This window comes from Paenibacillus chitinolyticus NBRC 15660, from assembly GCF_000739915.1.
Lineage (GTDB): Bacteria > Bacillota > Bacilli > Paenibacillales > NBRC-103111 > Paenibacillus_F > Paenibacillus_F chitinolyticus.
On the sequence record NZ_BBJT01000003.1, the window covers coordinates 842,102 to 859,637 of the forward strand.

The 17,536-nt window shown below is 56.9% G+C and carries 19 protein-coding genes; 7 read left to right on the forward strand and 12 right to left on the reverse strand.

The features are described from left to right. Window positions 1–71: 71 nt before the first annotated feature. Window positions 72–1,208, reverse strand: coding sequence for a M20/M25/M40 family metallo-hydrolase (locus tag PCH01S_RS09130; RefSeq protein WP_042228580.1), 1,137 nt, complete (start codon window positions 1,206–1,208; stop codon window positions 72–74). A 71-nt stretch (window positions 1,209–1,279) separates the two neighbouring features. On the opposite strand from PCH01S_RS09130, the gene prli42 reads away from it, so the two are divergent. After that, on the forward strand, window positions 1,280–1,381 hold the full coding sequence (prli42, locus tag PCH01S_RS30335) for a stressosome-associated protein Prli42 (RefSeq protein ID WP_016423989.1): 102 nt from the start codon (window positions 1,280–1,282) through the stop codon (window positions 1,379–1,381). Between the two features lie 6 nt (window positions 1,382–1,387). Here the strand turns inward: prli42 and PCH01S_RS09135 are convergent, their stop codons facing one another. The 4 genes from PCH01S_RS09135 to lpdA form a co-directional block, all read right to left on the reverse strand. Next, a complete protein-coding gene (locus PCH01S_RS09135; RefSeq protein WP_042228582.1) occupies window positions 1,388–2,797 on the reverse strand; it encodes a dihydrolipoamide acetyltransferase family protein in 1,410 nt (469 codons plus the stop codon). Between the two features lie 14 nt (window positions 2,798–2,811). Next, complete coding sequence (locus tag PCH01S_RS09140; RefSeq protein ID WP_042228583.1) at window positions 2,812–3,792, reverse strand: alpha-ketoacid dehydrogenase subunit beta; 981 nt, start codon at window positions 3,790–3,792, stop codon at window positions 2,812–2,814. A gap of 26 nt (window positions 3,793–3,818) precedes the next feature. After that, entirely contained in the window at window positions 3,819–4,820 is a 1,002-nt protein-coding gene (locus PCH01S_RS09145; protein WP_042228586.1) for a thiamine pyrophosphate-dependent dehydrogenase E1 component subunit alpha, read from the reverse strand. A gap of 120 nt (window positions 4,821–4,940) precedes the next feature. Then, window positions 4,941–6,365 (reverse strand): dihydrolipoyl dehydrogenase, encoded by a 1,425-nt coding sequence (gene lpdA, locus PCH01S_RS09150; protein ID WP_042228588.1) that lies wholly within the window; start codon window positions 6,363–6,365, stop codon window positions 4,941–4,943. Between the two features lie 319 nt (window positions 6,366–6,684). Here lpdA and PCH01S_RS09155 point away from each other — a divergent pair, with 319 nt between their 5' ends. Then, the gene (locus PCH01S_RS09155; protein WP_042228589.1) at window positions 6,685–6,945 is read left to right on the forward strand and encodes a DUF2627 domain-containing protein; all 261 of its coding nucleotides are present in this window, start codon (window positions 6,685–6,687) and stop codon (window positions 6,943–6,945) included. Window positions 6,946–7,192: 247 nt separating this feature from the next. Here PCH01S_RS09155 and PCH01S_RS09160 read toward each other — a convergent pair whose 3' ends face one another. Continuing rightward, on the reverse strand, window positions 7,193–7,558 hold the full coding sequence (locus PCH01S_RS09160) for a carboxymuconolactone decarboxylase family protein (RefSeq protein WP_084706562.1): 366 nt from the start codon (window positions 7,556–7,558) through the stop codon (window positions 7,193–7,195). A 145-nt stretch (window positions 7,559–7,703) separates the two neighbouring features. Next, on the reverse strand, window positions 7,704–7,910 hold the full coding sequence (locus PCH01S_RS09165) for a hypothetical protein (RefSeq protein WP_042228592.1): 207 nt from the start codon (window positions 7,908–7,910) through the stop codon (window positions 7,704–7,706). 206 nt (window positions 7,911–8,116) lie between these two features. Here PCH01S_RS09165 and PCH01S_RS30340 point away from each other — a divergent pair, with 206 nt between their 5' ends. Then, window positions 8,117–8,371: a hypothetical protein gene (locus PCH01S_RS30340; RefSeq protein WP_129112474.1), complete on the forward strand. Its 255-nt coding sequence runs from the start codon at window positions 8,117–8,119 to the stop codon at window positions 8,369–8,371. On the opposite strand, the gene PCH01S_RS09170 is transcribed toward PCH01S_RS30340, so the two are convergent. Next, window positions 8,314–8,589, reverse strand: a complete 276-nt coding sequence (locus PCH01S_RS09170) for a hypothetical protein (RefSeq protein ID WP_042228594.1) — start codon at window positions 8,587–8,589, stop codon at window positions 8,314–8,316. The two genes, PCH01S_RS30340 and PCH01S_RS09170, sit on opposite strands and share 58 nt — an antisense overlap. Before the next feature lie 108 nt (window positions 8,590–8,697). On the opposite strand from PCH01S_RS09170, the gene PCH01S_RS09175 reads away from it, so the two are divergent. After that, entirely contained in the window at window positions 8,698–8,967 is a 270-nt protein-coding gene (locus PCH01S_RS09175) for a hypothetical protein (protein ID WP_042228596.1), read from the forward strand. Between the two features lie 129 nt (window positions 8,968–9,096). Here the strand turns inward: PCH01S_RS09175 and PCH01S_RS09180 are convergent, their stop codons facing one another. Together PCH01S_RS09180 and PCH01S_RS09185 are read right to left on the reverse strand one after the other, a co-directional pair. Further along, complete coding sequence (locus PCH01S_RS09180) at window positions 9,097–11,091, reverse strand: ATP-binding cassette domain-containing protein (protein WP_042228597.1); 1,995 nt, start codon at window positions 11,089–11,091, stop codon at window positions 9,097–9,099. Further along, on the reverse strand, window positions 11,072–11,983 hold the full coding sequence (locus PCH01S_RS09185; protein WP_053228681.1) for an energy-coupling factor ABC transporter ATP-binding protein: 912 nt from the start codon (window positions 11,981–11,983) through the stop codon (window positions 11,072–11,074). The genes PCH01S_RS09180 and PCH01S_RS09185 overlap by 20 nt, the downstream gene beginning before the upstream one ends. A gap of 118 nt (window positions 11,984–12,101) precedes the next feature. On the opposite strand from PCH01S_RS09185, the gene PCH01S_RS09190 reads away from it, so the two are divergent. After that, entirely contained in the window at window positions 12,102–12,701 is a 600-nt protein-coding gene (locus tag PCH01S_RS09190; RefSeq protein ID WP_042228600.1) for a biotin transporter BioY, read from the forward strand. Window positions 12,702–12,774: 73 nt separating this feature from the next. On the opposite strand, the gene PCH01S_RS09195 is transcribed toward PCH01S_RS09190, so the two are convergent. Beyond that, a complete protein-coding gene (locus PCH01S_RS09195; protein WP_042228602.1) occupies window positions 12,775–13,224 on the reverse strand; it encodes a FixH family protein in 450 nt (149 codons plus the stop codon). 317 nt (window positions 13,225–13,541) lie between these two features. Here PCH01S_RS09195 and PCH01S_RS09200 point away from each other — a divergent pair, with 317 nt between their 5' ends. Then, on the forward strand, window positions 13,542–15,374 hold the full coding sequence (locus PCH01S_RS09200) for a UbiD family decarboxylase (protein WP_042228604.1): 1,833 nt from the start codon (window positions 13,542–13,544) through the stop codon (window positions 15,372–15,374). 352 nt (window positions 15,375–15,726) lie between these two features. On the opposite strand, the gene PCH01S_RS09205 is transcribed toward PCH01S_RS09200, so the two are convergent. Next, window positions 15,727–16,227: a DUF6884 domain-containing protein gene (locus PCH01S_RS09205; protein WP_042228605.1), complete on the reverse strand. Its 501-nt coding sequence runs from the start codon at window positions 16,225–16,227 to the stop codon at window positions 15,727–15,729. A gap of 350 nt (window positions 16,228–16,577) precedes the next feature. Here PCH01S_RS09205 and PCH01S_RS09210 point away from each other — a divergent pair, with 350 nt between their 5' ends. Then, complete coding sequence (locus PCH01S_RS09210; protein WP_042228606.1) at window positions 16,578–17,501, forward strand: S66 peptidase family protein; 924 nt, start codon at window positions 16,578–16,580, stop codon at window positions 17,499–17,501. Window positions 17,502–17,536 lie beyond the last annotated feature (35 nt).

A 17,536-nucleotide genomic window follows, 5' to 3' on the forward strand; every position in this document is an offset into this window, starting at 1 on the left:
AACCTAAAGACAAAACCTCCATCCGGACTGCCTTAGGCCTGTCGGGATAGAGGTTTTTGGGTTCGAGCCGCTTATTTCGCTTGTTCCGTTACTTCGCGAACGATAGCCACGACCGCTTCGGCTGTTTTCACGAGATCGGATACCGCGATATGTTCATTGGTGGTGTGAATTTCCTTGTAACCTACCGCCAGGTTCACCGTAGGAATTCCCATGCCGTTGAAAATATTCGCGTCACTTCCTCCGCCGGAGTGGAACGTGCTGGTTTTGCAGCCCATGCCTTCCAGGGCCTTCATGGCCAGCTTCACAACCGGCGATGTTTCGTCGTGCATGAAAGCGGGATACACGATATCCGCTTCGAAATCGCACGTCGTGCCGAAATCGGCCGCCGTGTCTTTGCACGCCTGCTCCATCGCGGCCAGCTGTGCCTCCAGCTTGCTTTGAACGATGCTGCGCGCTTCCGCTTCGAGAAGCACGCGGTCGCAGACCACGTTAAGCGGACCGAGGCCGGAGAAGCTGCCGATGTTGGCTGTCGTCTCCGAATCCAGACGGCCCAGCTTCATGCGGGATACCGCTTTGCTTGCCACCTGGATGGCCGAAATGCCGTCTTCCGGGTTCACACCCGCGTGAGCGGATTTGCCGTACATGACGATCTTGATTTCGGCGCGGGCCGGAGCCGCAACGGCGATTTCGCCGATCTCGCCGTTAGAGTCCAGCGCATAGCCGAACTCGGCCTTCATGACGGACGGGTCCATCGCGCGTGCGCCTTTCAGCCCGGATTCTTCGCCTACCGTGATCACGAACTGGATCGGACCGTGAGCGATATTCTGCTCCTTCAGCACCCGGATCGCTTCGAACATCGCCGCGATACCGGCTTTGTCGTCGCTTCCCAGAATCGTGGTTCCGTCGCTGCGGATAATTCCGTCTTCACCGATTTGCGGCTTGATTCCGTTGCCCGGAGCCACCGTATCCATATGGCTGGTAAAGAAAATGCACGGAGTCGATTCCGGCGCGCCGCTGGCTTCCAGCATACAAATCAGGTTGCCGGCCCCGTGGCCGGTTTTCTCGGCCGCATCATCCGTCTGGACGGAAAGACCGAGTTCCTTGAATTTCGTCTGCAGGACTACACTGATCTCCTGCTCGTATTGCGTAACGCTATCGACCTGTACAAGCTCGATAAATTCTTTTATTAACCGTTCCTGCTGGATCATGGGTTCCCTCCGTTGTTGCTATGGTTTACAATAGAGTCAGCGAAAAGTTTGTCCGAATAGGAGTGATTGGTATGAAACGCAACCGTCTGTTCAAAATCGTCGTGTATATCATGCTGTTCAGCATGGTCGCTTCGACCTTGATGGTCTCCCTCAGCTTCCTGACAACCTCATAATACGCCTCAATACAGCTTGGTTTCAAGATTGTAGGCTTCCATATTTTCCTTCACGCGCTGCAAAAAGCGTCCGCAGATAACCCCGTCCAGAATCCGGTGGTCCAGCGACAGGCAGATGTTTACCATCGAACGGACCGCGATCATATCCTGGATCACGACCGGCCTTTTCACGATGGATTCGAAGGTCAGGATGGCCGCCTGCGGATAGTTGATAATCGGCTGCGAAAGGATGGAACCGAAGGAGCCCGTGTTGTTCACGGTAAAAGTGCCCCCCTGCAGGTCGTTTAACGACAGCTTGCCGGTGCGGGCCTTTTTCGTTAGGTTGTCCGCTTCGAGGGCAAGCCCCGCGATATTCATCTGATCCGCTTTCTTGATCACGGGCGTTAGAACGGATTCTTCCGTACCGACCGCAAGCGCGAGGTTGATATCCCGCTTGATGATGATTTTATCGACCGCCCAGACCGAGTTCATGATCGGATAGTCTTTGATGGCGTTGACCACAGCTTTCAGAAGAAACGGAAGATAGGTGAGATTGATCCCTTCGCGGCGCATGAATTCTTCTTTGACCTTGCTCCGCAGGGTCACGAGATTCGTTACGTCCACTTCGATCATCGTCCAGGCGTGCGGAATTTCCGATACGCTCTGGCGCATGCGGCTCGCGATCGTGTTGCGGATCGGCGTCACATCGATGAACGTTTCCCCCCGCGAATCCGAATTCGCGTCGAATTCGAGCGGCGTCGGCGGATTCTGCGAAAGGTGAATGCCGCTGCTGCGCACCGGAATTTGCGGCTCGGGCCTGTAAGGATTAGCAGCCGGCGCTTCCGCAGACGGTTGATGCGCCGGTGCGGATGGCGCATGCGCTTGCGGCACGGCCGGCGTCTGAACAAGCGGTGCAGCTGCTTGGCTGCCGCCGCTGGGAGCCGCCTGTGCCCCGCCCTGCGCTATGTAGGTTTCGACGTCCTTGCGCGTGATGCGCCCGCCGAATCCCGTACCCTTGACGCGGCCGAGATCCACGGCGTTCTCCGCGGCAAGACGCTGCACGGCGGGCGAGTACCGGCCGCGCATGCTTTGGTCGGCACTCTCTTCCGCGATTGCCGCCGCGGAGTCTCCCTGCGATGCAGGACCGCCGCTTGCGCCCGCGGAAGCCGCTTCTGCCGACTCCGGCACTTCCAGGAGGCAGATCGGGTCTCCTACGGCTGCGGTCTCGCCGCTGCCGACGAGAATTTTGACCAGCCGGCCTTCGATCGGGCTGGGCATTTCGACGTTGACTTTGTCCGTGTACAGCTCACAAAGCACGTCGTACTGCTGGATATAGTCACCGGGCTGCTTCAGCCAGGTACCGACCGTAGCGGAAACGAGACTTTCCGCCAGATGAGGCACCGGCACTTCGGCCAGCCGGAATTTTGATTCGCTCATATCGCGTTCCCCCATTAAAACTGCGCGAGTTCTCTCATCGCGTCCGCTAATTTGTCCGTGTTAAGCAGGAAAAACTTCTCCATCGGCGGGTTCATTCCGACGGCCGGAACATCCGGGCCGCATAACCGGCGGATCGGCGCATCGAGATCGTACAGCAGCTCTTCGGCTACGATAGCCGCAACTTCGGCCCCGATCCCGCCTGTTTTGTTATCCTCGTGGGCAATCAGAACCTTGCCCGTCTTGGCCGCCGCTTCCAGAATCGCCTCAACGTCCAGCGGCTGGATCGTGCGCAGATCGAGCACGTGGGCGCTGATGCCTTCCTTCGCCAGCTCTTCCGCCGCCTGCAGGGCGTAGTGCACGGCAATTCCGTACGCGATCACGGTCAGATCCGTGCCTTCGCGTTTTACTTCGGCTTTGCCGATCGGTACGATATAATCCCCCTCCGGCACTTCCGCCAAAAGCGAGAGGTAACATTTCTTATGCTCAAAATAAAGGACCGGGTCCGGGTCCCGGATAGCCGCCAGAAGCAGCCCTTTGGCGTCGTAAGGATTCGACGGCGCGACCATTTTGAGGCCGGGCGTTCCGAAGAATACCGATTCCGGGCACTGCGAGTGATAAATCGCTCCGCCTCCCGCCGCTCCGTAAGGGGCGCGGATGACGATCGGGCAGCTCCAGTCGTTGTTGGAACGGTAGCGGATTTTGGCCGCTTCGCTGATAATCTGGTTCGTCGCCGGAAAAATAAAGTCCGCGAACTGGATTTCCGCGATAGGTTTCATCCCGTACATAGCGGCTCCGATCGCCGTTCCGACGATAGCCGATTCGGCCAGCGGCGTATCAAGGACACGGCTCTCGCCGTACAGGTCACGCAGACCTTTCGTCGCGTTGAGCACGCCGCCTTTGCCGACGTCTTCTCCCAAGACAAACACATTTTCGTCGCGCTGCATTTCGTCCTGCATCGCCGAACGGATTGCTTCCAAATAGGTTATTACTGCCACGTTGCTGCCTCCCTCTGCTCTTACACTTACGCCTCGGCGTATACGTGCTTCAGCGTATCTTCGCCTGTCGGATAAGGAGCCGCGTCCGCATAGGCTGTCGCTTCATTGATTTCCTGCTGAATCGCAGTCAGCAGCTCCTGGTCCTTCTCTTCGCTCCAGATACCGCAGTCGATCAGATATTGACGGAATTTCGGCAGTCCGTCTTTGGCGCGGTTCTCTTCCACTTCTTCCTTCGTGCGGTACAAAAGATCGTTATCCGACGTGGAATGCGGAGGAACCCGGTACAAATCCGCCTCGATCAGCGTCGGGCCTTCGCCCCGCAGAGCGCGCTCGCGGGCTTCCTTCACCACGCGGTACACTTCCAGCGGATCGTTGCCGTCCACCTTCACGCCGGGGAAGCCGTAGCCGATCGCCCGGTCGGCGATATTGCCCGCAACCTGCTTGTGATGCGGAACCGAAATCGCGTACCGGTTATTCTCGCACATGAGAATGACCGGCAGCTTGTGTACGCCGGCGAAGTTGCAGCCTTCGTGGAAGTCTCCCTGGTTGCTGGAACCTTCTCCGAAGGTCACAAAGGAAACAAGCTCGTCGCCCTTCATCTTGGCGGCCAGGGCAATTCCGACCGCATGCGGCACCTGCGTCGTAACCGGGCTGGAGCCCGTCACGATCCGGTGCTTGCTGTGTCCGAAGTGGCCCGGCATCTGGCGGCCGCCGCTGTTGGGATCTTCCGCTTTCGCGAATACCGAAAGCATCAGTTCCTTCATGGTCATGCCCACCGAAAGAACAAACGCGTAATCGCGGTAATACGGCAGGAAATAATCTTTCTCGGCGTCGAGAGCGTATGCCGCTCCGGCCTGAGCCGCTTCCTGGCCTACGCCCGATACGTGAAAGGCAATTTTGCCGGAACGCTGCAGAAGCAGGGACCGCTCGTCGAATTTGCGCGCGAGCAGCATGGATGTATACATTTGAATGACTCTTTCATCGGAAAGTCCTAATTGCTGATGTTTAACGTATTGACCGATGGACATTGGGGCTGTGCCTCCTTTTTGTTACCTGGTCTTAATACTAGACACTATATGCTTATTATAAACGGTATTCTTGTCCAATTCAACGGACATTTGGCACAGACAGCCGTTTTCAACCTCTGGTTAAATGTGGATGGCCCGTCCTTCTGCGGCGAGAACCGCTTCCGCGAACGCCTCCGAAAGCGTCGGATGCGGATGAATCGTGCTGCCGATTTCCCACGGGGAAGCTTCCAAAAGCTGAGCCAGTGCGGCTTCGGCGATATAATCCGTGACGTGAGGTCCGATCATGTGAACGCCGAGCAGATCGTTCTTGTCCGCGTCGATCACGACTTTGATAAAGCCGTCGTTCTCCCCGTACACGATGGCTTTGCCGAGCGGCTTGAAGCCGAACTTGCCGGTCTTGATCCGGAAGCCTTTCTCCTTGGCTTCCGCTTCCGTCCAGCCCACGGACGCGATTTCCGGCCGTGTGTAGACACATCTCGGGATGCGGTGCGCCTCGTGTGTGTGCGGCTCCAAGCCGCAGATGTGCTCGACCGCGACGACGCCTTCGTGGCTGGCCGCGTGGGCCAGCTGCAGACCGCCGATCACATCGCCGATGGCGTAGATGTGCGGGATGTTCGTCTGCATGTGCCCGTTCACGCGGATAAAGCCGCGCTCGATCTTCACATCGGTGTTCTCCAGCCCGAACTGTTCCACGTTCGGCGCTCTTCCCACCGATACGAGGATTTTGCCGGCGGCGAGCTCCACGCGCTCGCCTTTCTGCTCGGCGGCGACCGTGACGCCGGAAGCGTCCTTGCGGAGCGTGTCCGCGAGTACGCTTGCGTTCGTGAGCACCTTCACGCCGCGCTTGCGGAGCAGCCGGTCCAGCTCGCGGGAGATTTCTTCGTCCTCGGTCGGCACGAGGCGGGAGCCCGCTTCCACAACGGTTACGTCCACGCCGAAATCGTTCATCATCGAAGCCCATTCGACGCCGATAACACCCCCGCCGACAATGATGAGGGAATCCGGCAGCGCTTCAAGCGCCAGAGCCTCGTCGCTCGTCAAGATGTGTTCACCGTCCGGCTCCAGACCGGGCAGGACGCGCGGCCGCGATCCCGTGGCGAGGATAAGGTGTTCCGGAATCAGTGTCTCGAAGCTGCCGTCCGGCATTTCGACGGATAGCGTCCCGCTTCTCGAAGAGAAAATCGACGGAGCCATAATGCGGCCGATTCCGTTAAAGACGTCGATTTTATTTTTTTTCATAAGATACTGCACGCCCTTGTGGATCTGAGCCACGATCCCGTCTTTACGTGACTGCACACGGGTGAAGTCCAGGGAAACTTCGGGCGCAATAACGCCGAACTCTTCCGCTTGCCTCGTTGTCGCCAGAACCTCCGCGCTTCTAAGCAGCGCTTTGCTCGGGATACAGCCGCGGTGCAGACAGGTTCCGCCCAGTTTATCTTTCTCCACCAACGCCACTTTCTTGCCGAGTTGGGCCGCACGGATAGCGGCGACATAACCGCCCGTTCCGCCTCCCAAAATTACGATATCGTACGCTTGTCCACTCATTTTTATGTTCCTCCTGTTCTTTTCCGAAGCCTTGGGTCGTTCACGGTCTTTCATGCTTTTATGTGTATGAACCTGTTATGTATGGCAGGGTTGATTCGTCCTCATTGTACAACGTACAAGGGCCTTCCGTAAAAGCCGGCTGCCGGGCAGGCGCGTGCCCCCGTACGGCCGATCCCCGTCCCGTTCATTGTAACCCCTCTACGCCCTTAAAATATAGTAGGCATCCAAAATAGACAGAACCATCCGGACACGGTATCATGGGAATAAAGGCGCTGAGCCCTCACTTATTCTCTTCTCTGATCTGTAAAGGAGCCGCATTATGAAAGATAAATTAAGCCGTTTTGTCGCGATCATGCTTCTCGTAATTCCCGGCGTTATGGCGACCTACGGTTTTCTGTCCATGAAAGACGCGTTTTTCCATCAATTCGAGGCGGAAGGCTATATTCATTGGGGCAAATTCGTCCTCGGTTTCATTCTATTCGGTCTCGGCGTCGCCTTTATCGGCGGTTGGACTTTCTTCCGGGACCGCAAGCGCAATTACGTCGCACCGCGGTTCAAAGCGAAGCGCAGACGGCAGTAATCCGTCCTCCGTCCGGCCCGCCCGGCACGAAAGAATCCTCCGCTCCCGGGCTTCCGGTTTGGCATCGCATGACGCATGACGCATGACCAAGATTACCCGTCCGGCACAGATTCATTCCGCTCCGGCCGTTAAGATCGGGGGCAGGCACCTGTGCAGCCCCCGCTACAGACAAACAGCCCCACCGCCCGAAAGGTAATCCTTTCAGCAGGGAGCTGTTTTTTTATGCCGCGTAAAAAATCATCAATCGTTAATGAACGACACCTTGGAGAGCCTGCTCTACCCGTGTAACTCCCTGGGACATGGCGTGTCCTCCGCCGATTGCGGCCGCGACCGCGACCGTTTCTCTGATTTCCTCGGCGTTCGCCCCTGCGCTCAGCGCTTCTTGGACGTGGTAGAACGTGCAGACCTCATTGTTGGCAAAAAGCCCCATGCCCAGTGCGATCAGCTGCTTGGTTTTCCCGGGAAGCGCGCCGTCTTTGAAACATTCGCCCGTAAACTGATGATAAGCGTCCGCTACCGACGGAAGTTGTTCTTGCAGCTGTGAAATTCCGGTTTTATAGGCGCCGATCTTGGCGTCCATCGCCCCGCCGCCCGCATGTGTTACAGAACTCATTGTATTCACCCCACTGGCAGATTCCGTTTTGGTCTCCTGTAGAGTGCCCCAAGCGCCTTGCGCCCATACGAAAAAGTAAATAAGGCAGCGTCGGCACCGTTCCGTGCTCCCGCACCCTAACAGCTTGAATACCGGCCGCGGCGTTTTAGCCTTCTTCTTCCTCGGGCCGCACGGGAAACTCCACGATTTCCCAGGAAATTCCGATTTCCCGGTCCGCCCAGCTGCGGATATTGATCTCAACGGCTTGCAGAAGTTCTTCCTCCGTTAAATGATCCACTTTACGATCCTCTATCTGAAGAAAAGCTTCTTTTATGTTCTCGCCGCCTACGGAAAGATCTATTCTGATTTTCACGCTTCCCTGCACCTCCCTCTATGTTCGCGATTTTTGCAGGACAACAAGCGTCCGTCCGTTTCCTGCCCGCCAGTTCCGCTTGCCCGGCCGCGCTTCATTCCCGACTTTTTCTGCCGGCACTATTCATTGTCAATCCGGCGCTTTAAGGAGTATACTAGATAAAGTATTCAAAAGTCTGCGAAGACTTAAAAGGAGGCCAATCCGACATGGCGATCAGCCGAGCACGCAAGCTGCGGGACAAACAAATCCGCGAAGGAAAACTCGATCCCGCAATCAAACGAAGATCGTGGGACGGCGTTCAACCCGTCACCAAATCCACACCGACTCTGCAGGAGAAAAAAAGAAGAGTCGCGCACAAACATAAACGGAACTCGTTCCCGCATACGGAGGACGGTTCCGTTTATTATTTTACACCGGCTTCTTCATCCGGGATCACCCAGGGCAGAGCAAGCGGGTTATGAGCGTTTAAGTAACGGACAAGCTGCTCCTTCTCGTCCGGCTTGAAGGTATATTTGCACGAAAAACCGTTAAATAGCAGCTCCAGGCTGCGGATGCGTCCTTCCGGCGAAGCCAGAATATCCACGACGTAGTAGGAATCCGGTTCGTCTTCGAAATGAACGCCGACGGCAAGATTCAGTTCGTTTTCCGCCGAAATCACTTCCGCATAATCGATCTCCAAAGGGCCTCCAACCTTTCTATTGAATACAACGTGTTGAATTTATTATAATATAAAAATCCACTGCCTGTCTTTGTCCGAAGACGCAGGAGTGACTAAGGAGGAAGAAACATGGCATATGATCCGCAGGTTGTTGAAGCAACCAAAGTAAGCGATAACCCGAAAAACGGCTTGTTTGAAGTCGTTGTCGTTCTGAAAGACCGTACACACGGCCGTATTTTCTTCGAACGCAATCTGGAATCCGGAGAAATCAAAGCATCCCGTATTTCCCGGCTTCTGAAGGAGCCATGCCCGATCTGCCGCAAAGATTTCCTTTGCAACTGCCTGGATCGGTACCTGGACAACATCTCCGGCCAAGCCCTTCAAAAAATCGAATCCTAACCCTTCCCCGGAAGGAAGCATAAAAAGCCTGTGGAACGTTCATCCGTTCTGCAGGCTTTTTATATACCGGGCGTATGAGACGGTTCAGAGCCGCTGCGTCCGCCTGTATACGCGGAAAAGCCGCTGTGTTTATCCGAGTATGCCGGCCAGGGCGGCCAGGCAGAGGAACACAAGGAGGAAAACACCCATCGCGGCATAATCGCGAGCCTTCATCCGCAGTGTCAGGCTTCGGGTCCTTCTGCCTCCCGTCCGGCTGTAGCCTCTGATCTCCAAAGCCGTCGAGAACTCGTCGGCCATGCGGATCAGAGAGAACATGAACGGCAGCGCCATAATCCGGAACTCGGCAAGCCCTAGCCCGCTTTTGCCGCTGCGTCCCTGTCCCCTGGCTTTAGCGATACGGCCGAACCGGTTCCACTGCCCGCCGATAAGCGGAATAAACCGGAACATAAGTGAAGCCGTCAGCGCAATGGCCTCAACCGGGAACTTCAGCTTCCCGAGAAAGGCCAGCCCCTGCTCCACTCCCTGCTTCATCCGCAAATAGCCCACCGTAAGCGGAAAGAGGACGCCCAGGACAAGCACCAGCATCAGGTTCGATAACGCCCGTACCGCCGAAAGGGCCGCATGCGGGTCGAAGCCTACGGGGCTTCCTCCTTGACCGGCCCCAAGCGTCAGTCCGGCAATTACAGCCGACAGGCCCGTAAAAATCAGAAAAGCGCGCAGTGGCTTCCAGACGGCTCTGAAAGGGACCTGCGACAGCAGAACGGCCGCCGCGGTCAATGCCGCGGATACAGCCAGGCCGATCAGCGAATGCTGCAGCAGGATTCCCGCCGACAAAAGCACATACCCGATCCAGAAGGTACGAGGATCGAAAAGGCGTCCGACCGTTAGGGCGCGCGGACGGGGGGCCGCTGCCGGGGCAGACGTGCCGCTTGCGGCGGAAGCAGGCTGTGTGCCGGACTCCGGTGACCGTACCTCTTCCGGGGTGCGGTCCGAGGTGCCTGCCTGTACGGTCTCCGCGGCGGACGAGTCATCCTCGATAGCCGGTGTGACTCCTCTGCCGCATTCAAACGGGCCGGCTGAACCTGCACCTGCCGCGGCGGCCTGGCTGCCTGAAGCGGCAGACGCGCCAACGCTGCCGCAAAGCATGGCCTCGCGGGACGCGCTCCCGGCGCACACGGACGCATGCGCGGAAGCCGCGGCGCTTTCCGCTTGCGCCGCCCGCTCCTCCGGCGCGGAAAGACCCGCGTCCGCATTCGCGCCGTGCCCGCGCCGCGCCCCCGCCGCCAGCGCGGCGGCAATCGCCCGCGCCGTCTCCTCCGGCGCGGGGAGACCTGCCGGCACGTCCACGCCGTGCCAGCGAAGCAGGCTGCCGAGCGCCAGCGCTTCCGGCAGCAGAAGCCCCGCGTCCCCCAGCATAGCGGGACGCGCGGCCAGCTCCGCAGGGGTACAGTCGTGCACGACTGTGCCCTGCGAGAGCATCACGATGCGGTCCGCCACCGGCAGGAACGCATCGAGATCGTGCGTCGCGACGAGCGCGCCGCCGCCTGTCCGCCGCGTCCAGTCGCGCAGCGTGCCGGTGAGCCTCGCGGCCGCCTCGTGGTCGAGGCCCGCCGTCGGCTCGTCGAGCAGCAGCCAGCGGGGCCGGGACGCGAACACGGACGCGAGGGCCGCCCTGCGCTGCGTGCCGCCGCTGAGCTCGTGAGGGCGCTCGTCCAGCAGCTCGGGGCCGAGGCCGAACAGCTCCAACGCTTCGGCTGTGCGGGCTTCCCGCTCCTCTCCGCTCAGCTTGAACGGTCTCAGCGTATAGTGGAACTCCCCCCGGACCGTTGCCGCGAAAAGCTGCTCGTGCGGGTGCTGGAAAACAAGCGCCAGCTTCCGCCTCGCCTCCCTGACGCTTTGTTTGCTGCCCGGCCACAGCCCCGTGTCCCCGTACCGGATGACGCCCCCGTCCGGAACGGACAGCCCTCCCAGCATATCCAGCAGCGTCGATTTCCCCGCTCCGCTCCGGCCGATGAGCAGCGTGATCTCCCCGGGGACCGCCGTGAAAGATACGTCCCGGACGGCAAAAGAAGCGTCCGGCCCGCCGACGGTTTTCGAAAGGTTTTTAACGTACAGGTAGTCCATATCGGTTCAAAACCTCCATCAATTCGCCCGGCGTGACCGGCCGCTCTTCAAGGCCGAAGGCCCCCAGCCTGTGAAGCTCCCTTGTGACCTCTACCGTGTAGGGGAGCTCGTATCCCAGCTCCAGACAAGGAGAAGCGGCCGCGCTGTTCCCCCGGCTTTTATCGCGAGAGTCGTCATCCGACATACTTCCATAGAAAAAATCCCGCACATCGCCCGAATAGACGGTCTTTCCTTCGTCCACAACGATAACCTTATCCGCGAGCGCGAGCTCATCCAGCCGCTGGGTGATCCAGACGATAGTCACGCCCTGTTCGTGAAGCTGCGAAAGGGCGCCTAGCACCATACTGCGCGAAAAGGAATCAAGCATCGAGGTCACTTCATCCATCAGCAGAACGGAAGCGCCGACAGCCAGCGCTCCCGCCACAGCCGTCAGCTGTTTCTGGCCGCCCGATAAAGCTTCGCAGCTATCATCGCGCTTACCCGCCAAACGGACGAGCCCCAATACATGACGGGCTGTTTCCAGCATTCGTTCGGGATCTATTCCGGCGTTTTCCATTCCGAAGCATAAATCTTCGTACACGGTCTCCCCGATAAGCTGGGTATCCGGATTTTGCAGCACCATGCGCATCCGCTCCCCTGCCGTCCAGCCGGGTTCGATAGTTCCGTCCGCCGCCGGAATGAGCCCGGCCATCACTTTCGCCAGGGTGCTCTTGCCGCTTCCGTTACGGCCGACGACGGCGAGCCATTCACCTTTGTTCAGCTCCATATTTATTTCGTTCAGAAGTGTTTGATCCGCGGCGGAAACGCCCTCCTCAGGCTCTCCTCTTTTGACGACGGACACTTCGTGCATGCTATAGGGGGATTGCATATGCTTCTCATGTTCGTATTCCATTTCCCGTGCAATACCTCCAGCCTGTTCACAAACCTATTCACAAAACCGCCCTTGCTATGCTACAATGCGGATTGTCAACCGAAATACATAATACAAAGTTAACAAATGATTGGAGAAGATGCAATTGAAACGTTCGTCATTCACCGTCCGCGGGATTACGTTCAGCGCCATGTTTGCGGCACTGCTTGTTGCGCTAAGCTTCGTCAATATTCAATTCGGTTTTTCGCAGGTGCCTTTTACGCTGGCGAATTTCGCCATCATGCTCGCAGGGGCTCTGCTGGGCGCCCGCTACGGCTTTTTCAGCATCGCTCTTGTAGTAGGCTTAACGGCTATCGGGCTTCCGCTCTTGCACGGAAGAGGAGGACTGGATCTGGTTCTCGGTCCGACAGGCGGGTTTATCTGGGCTTATCCTTTCGCCGCTCTGTTCATCGGCCTCATTGTTCCGCGTATCAAAGGCAGCGGAGTCACCGCTTTCGTGCTTACTTTCGTGACTCTCTTCGTATTCGGTTCGCTGCTGCTTTACGTTACCGGTGTGCCCTGGATGGCCCACGTCGTTTCCAACATGACCCTGACAAAGGCTTTGTCCGTCGGCTGCATCCCTTATCTCCCCGGCGATGCGGTAAAAGCGTTTATCGGGGCTTTGATCGTCCTTCCCGTCCGGAGAATATATCCCGTTTCCCGTCTGGTCGGTGCGGAGAGCGCATGGGCTTCCAGATAACGGTGCTTAGGCCCCGCATTTCACAGCAAAAGCCGTGTCTGCTTCCGCAGATCCGGCTTTTTTACGTGCACTGCTATTTTTTCTTCACATTCTCTTCAAACGTCTTGATCTCTTCGTCGGACACGTTGCCGGCAATAATTCTCTGCTTGGGCATGATGTGCTGATTGCGAGCGATTACATGAGTCCGGACAAAATAAATCCCGTCCTCTTTAAACGTGTTTTTTACGCTATAGACCCCCTTGTCCTCGTAGGTTGCAACCACATTTACGGCGGTGTCGACGTTCTTGATATTCCAGATTTCGAACTGGATATCTCCCGCATCTTTGACGGGTTCTTGCCCCTGTTTGACCTCTACCTTCAAAACGGTTTCCTGGTTCAGCGGCACTTTCTCCGGAGCCATAATGGTCACGGTTAACCCGTCCGTCGACTCCTGCTTGGTCCCGCCAGATGTGCTTGCCGTCTGCGAACAGGCCGATAGCGCTAATGAAGCGGCCAGGACGGTTAATGCGAGTATTTTTTTCATAGTAGACGCCTCCGGTTATCCGTTTAGCTTGACGGGCCGCGGTAACCTTCTATTCGTATCCACGCGTTCTCACTCTTTTAGAATAGGAGATTTAAGCACGTTAAACAAGCTTTTTTTACAAAATGTTACACGTAACGACTTTTATTACAGCAAACACAAAAAACCTTTAAAACCAGATGAAAAGGGACTATTTCCACCCGTTTCCGAAAATCCGGACGGATTCATTTGACACCCGCGCGAAATTGGCTTTAACTGATTTTAAAGGCTGGCGTCTCTCGCGTAAACAGCCGACCTCAAGAGAACGGAGACTATCGACCATGTACGCCCATTTAGAAGACTGCATAGCTGATTTGGAGAAAAACGGACACCTGATCCGCATCAAAGAAGAAGTCGATCCTTACCTGGAAATGGCGGCCATTCACTTAAAAGTCTATGAAGCCGGAGGTCCCGCCCTGCTGTTCGAAAAGGTCAAAGGCTCGAAATTCCAGGCGGTTTCCAACCTGTTCGGCACGCTGGAACGAAGCAAATTTATTTTCAGACATACATGGCAGGATGCCGAAAACATCATCGCCCTCCGCAACGATCCCGTCAAGGCGCTTAAGCAGCCGTTCAAAACCGCGGGCAACGGCCTGGCCGCTTTTAAAGCTCTTCCGTTAAAAAAATCCGGCCTTCCCGCGGATTTCAGGGAAATCTCGATTTCCGATCTTCCCCTGATTCAGCACTGGCCCATGGACGGCGGAGCTTTCGTCACCCTGCCGCAGGTTTATTCGGAGGACCCGGAGAAGCCGGGCATCATGAACTCCAATCTGGGGATGTACCGCGTCCAGCTCACCGGCAACGATTACGAAACGGACAAGGAAATCGGCCTGCACTACCAGATTCACCGGGGCATCGGCATTCATCAGGATAAAGCCAACAAGCAGGGCGCTCCTTTAAAAGTAAGCATCTTTGTCGGCGGGCCTCCCGCTCACACGCTGTCGGCGGTTATGCCTTTGCCGGAGGGCCTGAGCGAAATGACGTTTGCCGGCCTACTTGCCGGACGCCGCTTCCGCTACAGCTATGCGGAGGGCTACTGCGTCAGCCACGATGCGGACTTCGTCATTACTGGAGAAATTCATCCCGGCGAAACGAAACCGGAGGGTCCTTTCGGCGACCATCTCGGCTACTACAGCCTGACGCATCCGTTCCCGGTTCTGCGCGTACACAAAGTATACGCCCGGGAAAACGCCATCTGGCCGTTTACCGTCGTCGGACGTCCTCCCCAGGAGGACACCTCGTTCGGCGAACTCATACACGAGTTGACGGGGGATGCGATCAAACAGGAGATTCCCGGCGTCAAGGAAGTTCATGCCGTCGATGCGGCGGGTGTGCATCCGCTTCTGTTTGCGATCGGCAGCGAACGGTACACGCCCTATCAGCAGGTCAAGCAGCCTGCGGAAATTCTTACGCTGGCCAACCGGGTGCTCGGCACAGGCCAGCTGAGCCTCGCCAAGTATTTGTTTATGACGGCGGAAGACAAGCAGCCGCTCGATACCCATAAAGAAAAAGATTTTCTCGCCTATATCCTCGAACGGATCGATCTGAGGCGAGACATTCACTTTTACACGAACACCACCATCGATACGCTCGATTATTCGGGTACGGGCCTGAATACCGGAAGCAAGGTGCTTTTTGCCGCTTACGGGGATAAGAAAAGAGACTTGTGCACGGAAGTTCCCACTGCTCTGACGGAACTTTCTCCGTTCGGTGAGGCACAGCTCGTCATGCCGGGCGTTGTCGCGATGCGGGGACCTGCCTTCGAGACGTACGAGAAGGCTTCGTTGGAGCTGGAGCATCTGTGCGGTGCCATTGCTGGCAAAGGAGCGCTCCCAAGCTGCCCGATGATCGTTTTGTGCGACGACAGCGAGTTCCTGAGCGCGGACTTCGCCAATTTTCTGTGGGCCACGTTCACGCGCAGCAACCCGTCGCACGATATATACGGCGTGAACAGTGCCTACGAGTATAAGCACTGGGCCTGCGACAACGTCATCATCGACGCCCGTGTTAAGCCGCATCAGGCCCCGCCTCTCGTTCCCGATCCGGAGGTAGAGAAGAATATCCGGCGGCTGTTTGCTCCGGGAGCAAGCTTGGGCGGTGTGCTGAAAGGCTGATCGGCAAAAGCAAGCTCAACTGTTCATGCGACCGCAACTGAAAGCCGTTTCGGATTTCACACAGCCCTAGGCTGCATTTAAGCTGCAAACAGTGTGGTCAACCGACCACAGCGAAACACCGTTTATGTGCAACACCACAGGCCCGGGCCTGTGGTGTTTTTTTATGTTCAGAAGGGAACATATCGGCGGGACTAACCACTCAACCGTATTCGGCCAGGACAACCGCAAAAATAAGAGCGGCCGATTTCGGAATTTTTCGGTAGACGCTTCAATCTTTTTGCTTACTTTTTCGCGCAGTTTTTCCTTCGGCCGGCTTTAATCTTCGGTTTGTTTCGATGCGCACGCCATCGCCTTAATCGTTCATAGGACCTTTCATTCCACGTCCGCCTTTTTCGTCATCCGTTTTCATCATTCGTACTGTCCAAGCATCGAGCGAGTGCAGCATATCCCCGATTCCGCGGCTATTTTCGAGAGGAAAATAAACGGCTGCCGTACCTGCCAGCGCCCCGATAATCGGACGGAATTTTTTGCCGCCCAGCACTTCAATCCGGCTGTAGGTGTGAAGGCCTTTCTCTTCCCACTGCCGGGCCAGTTCGTCCGAAGAGATGATGCCGGCATTCGCGGCTCCGAAAGCCGTGTCGTAATTGCCAGGCACCGTATCCGCGGGCATCAGGAAGCCGTATCTGGCAGATAAAATGATCCAATCGTAGCCGCTGGCTTCCGCGTAGGCACGCGCTTTCCGGTTCAAGGTTCCGGTGTAAGCGTCTCTCGCCGATGCCGGTCCGTGGGTCGCATCCCGGTCCCATATTTTTCTTTTGCCGGGAGGGATAATGCACAAGGTGTCGGATTGCATAGTCTGACTTCTCCATTCAAGTGAGTTTGCCTTAAGTGTATCAGAGATCATCTGCCGACGCTCCCGAAACCGGATCAGATCGGATCGGGCGAATTGACCGCACAGAGACAACAGCACAGAGACAACGGTACAGAGACAGATAGAATTTACGTTTCGCCATGTTGTACAGAAACACACGGCAGTCTTCTCGACGCGTGAAAATGCCCGTGCATGATACGGCGTCAGAGGAATATAGGGTGCGGAGCCTCTATCGCTCGAATGTAAACATACGGCTGCGCCCAAGTTGCTAGCCTATTCCCTCTCCCTCTCTCATACGTTAGTAATAAACGAGCGGGAAAGGAGGCGGTTCTATGGCGATCAAGCCAGGCGCACTGCTGCCCGGCGATACAGTCGGAATCGTCACCCTGGGCAGTCCGCTGAGCGCCGAAACCATTCAGGCACGGATTGCCTATTTGCAAAGCTTGGGACTAAACGTTCTTCTGGGCCGCTACGTGTACTCCGTAAACGGGTATCTCGCCGGAACGGACCGGGAACGCGCCGAAGATTTTATGTCGGTCTACGCCGATCCACGCGTGAAAATGATCCTGCCGACAAGAGGCGGCGTAGGCGTCGCGGACATCCTGCCGTACCTGGATTATGCTTTTATCCGGCAAAATCCCAAAATCGTGACGGGCTACAGCGACATTACCGTCCTGCTCAACACCCTCTATAAGCTGGCGGATCTGATTACGTTTCACAGCCTGCTGCTCATCGATTTCAGACCGGACACGCCGTCGTACAATTTCGAGCAATTTTTTACGGCGACATCCTCCATTACGGCCCCGCGCCCCATCGCGAACCCTCCCGGCATCCCTTTAATCGGGCGAGTTCCCGGTAACGTCTCCGGCCCGATCATCGGCGGAAACCTCACCTCCCTGGTGGGGTCGCTGGGAACGCCGTTTGAAGTCGACACCGCAGGAAAAATATTGCTCCTGGAAGAAACGCACGAGCCGGTCAACACCGTGTACCGCTACGTCGACCAGCTTCGGCTGGCCGGTAAGCTCCAGGCTTGCGCCGGTATCGTCATGGGCGAATGCACCAACTGCGAGGCCGCCTACGGCAAGACGTACGAGGACCTGATCAGCGAAGTGATCGTCCCCTTGGGAAAACCGCTGCTGACCAACCTGGCTTCCGCGCATGGCCTCTACAAAGCCGCCGTTCCGATCGGCGCCAATGTGAATTTGAACGCGTCGGCCGCAGCGCTTACGCTGCTGGAGCCGGCTGTAAGGTACTGAACGTAAAAAACTCACTCCGCCACAAGGGCAGGAGT

Excerpts from the sequence above, each read along its gene's own strand:
- PCH01S_RS09130 (WP_042228580.1), bottom strand. The coding sequence starts at position 1,208 with ATGATCCAGCAGGAACGGTTAATAAAAGAATTTATCGAGCTTGTACAG.
- prli42 (WP_016423989.1), top strand. The coding sequence starts at position 1,280 with ATGAAACGCAACCGTCTGTTCAAAATCGTCGTGTATATCATGCTGTTC.
- PCH01S_RS09135 (WP_042228582.1), bottom strand. The coding sequence starts at position 2,797 with ATGAGCGAATCAAAATTCCGGCTGGCCGAAGTGCCGGTGCCTCATCTG.
- PCH01S_RS09145 (WP_042228586.1), bottom strand. The coding sequence starts at position 4,820 with ATGTCCATCGGTCAATACGTTAAACATCAGCAATTAGGACTTTCCGAT.
- lpdA (WP_042228588.1), bottom strand. The coding sequence starts at position 6,365 with ATGAGTGGACAAGCGTACGATATCGTAATTTTGGGAGGCGGAACGGGC.
- PCH01S_RS09155 (WP_042228589.1), top strand. The coding sequence starts at position 6,685 with ATGAAAGATAAATTAAGCCGTTTTGTCGCGATCATGCTTCTCGTAATT.
- PCH01S_RS09160 (WP_084706562.1), bottom strand. The coding sequence starts at position 7,558 with ATGAGTTCTGTAACACATGCGGGCGGCGGGGCGATGGACGCCAAGATC.
- PCH01S_RS30340 (WP_129112474.1), top strand. The coding sequence starts at position 8,117 with ATGGCGATCAGCCGAGCACGCAAGCTGCGGGACAAACAAATCCGCGAA.
- PCH01S_RS09175 (WP_042228596.1), top strand. The coding sequence starts at position 8,698 with ATGGCATATGATCCGCAGGTTGTTGAAGCAACCAAAGTAAGCGATAAC.
- PCH01S_RS09180 (WP_042228597.1), bottom strand. The coding sequence starts at position 11,091 with ATGGACTACCTGTACGTTAAAAACCTTTCGAAAACCGTCGGCGGGCCG.
- PCH01S_RS09185 (WP_053228681.1), bottom strand. The coding sequence starts at position 11,983 with ATGGAATACGAACATGAGAAGCATATGCAATCCCCCTATAGCATGCAC.
- PCH01S_RS09190 (WP_042228600.1), top strand. The coding sequence starts at position 12,102 with ATGCAATTGAAACGTTCGTCATTCACCGTCCGCGGGATTACGTTCAGC.
- PCH01S_RS09195 (WP_042228602.1), bottom strand. The coding sequence starts at position 13,224 with ATGAAAAAAATACTCGCATTAACCGTCCTGGCCGCTTCATTAGCGCTA.
- PCH01S_RS09200 (WP_042228604.1), top strand. The coding sequence starts at position 13,542 with ATGTACGCCCATTTAGAAGACTGCATAGCTGATTTGGAGAAAAACGGA.
- PCH01S_RS09205 (WP_042228605.1), bottom strand. The coding sequence starts at position 16,227 with ATGCAATCCGACACCTTGTGCATTATCCCTCCCGGCAAAAGAAAAATA.
- PCH01S_RS09210 (WP_042228606.1), top strand. The coding sequence starts at position 16,578 with ATGGCGATCAAGCCAGGCGCACTGCTGCCCGGCGATACAGTCGGAATC.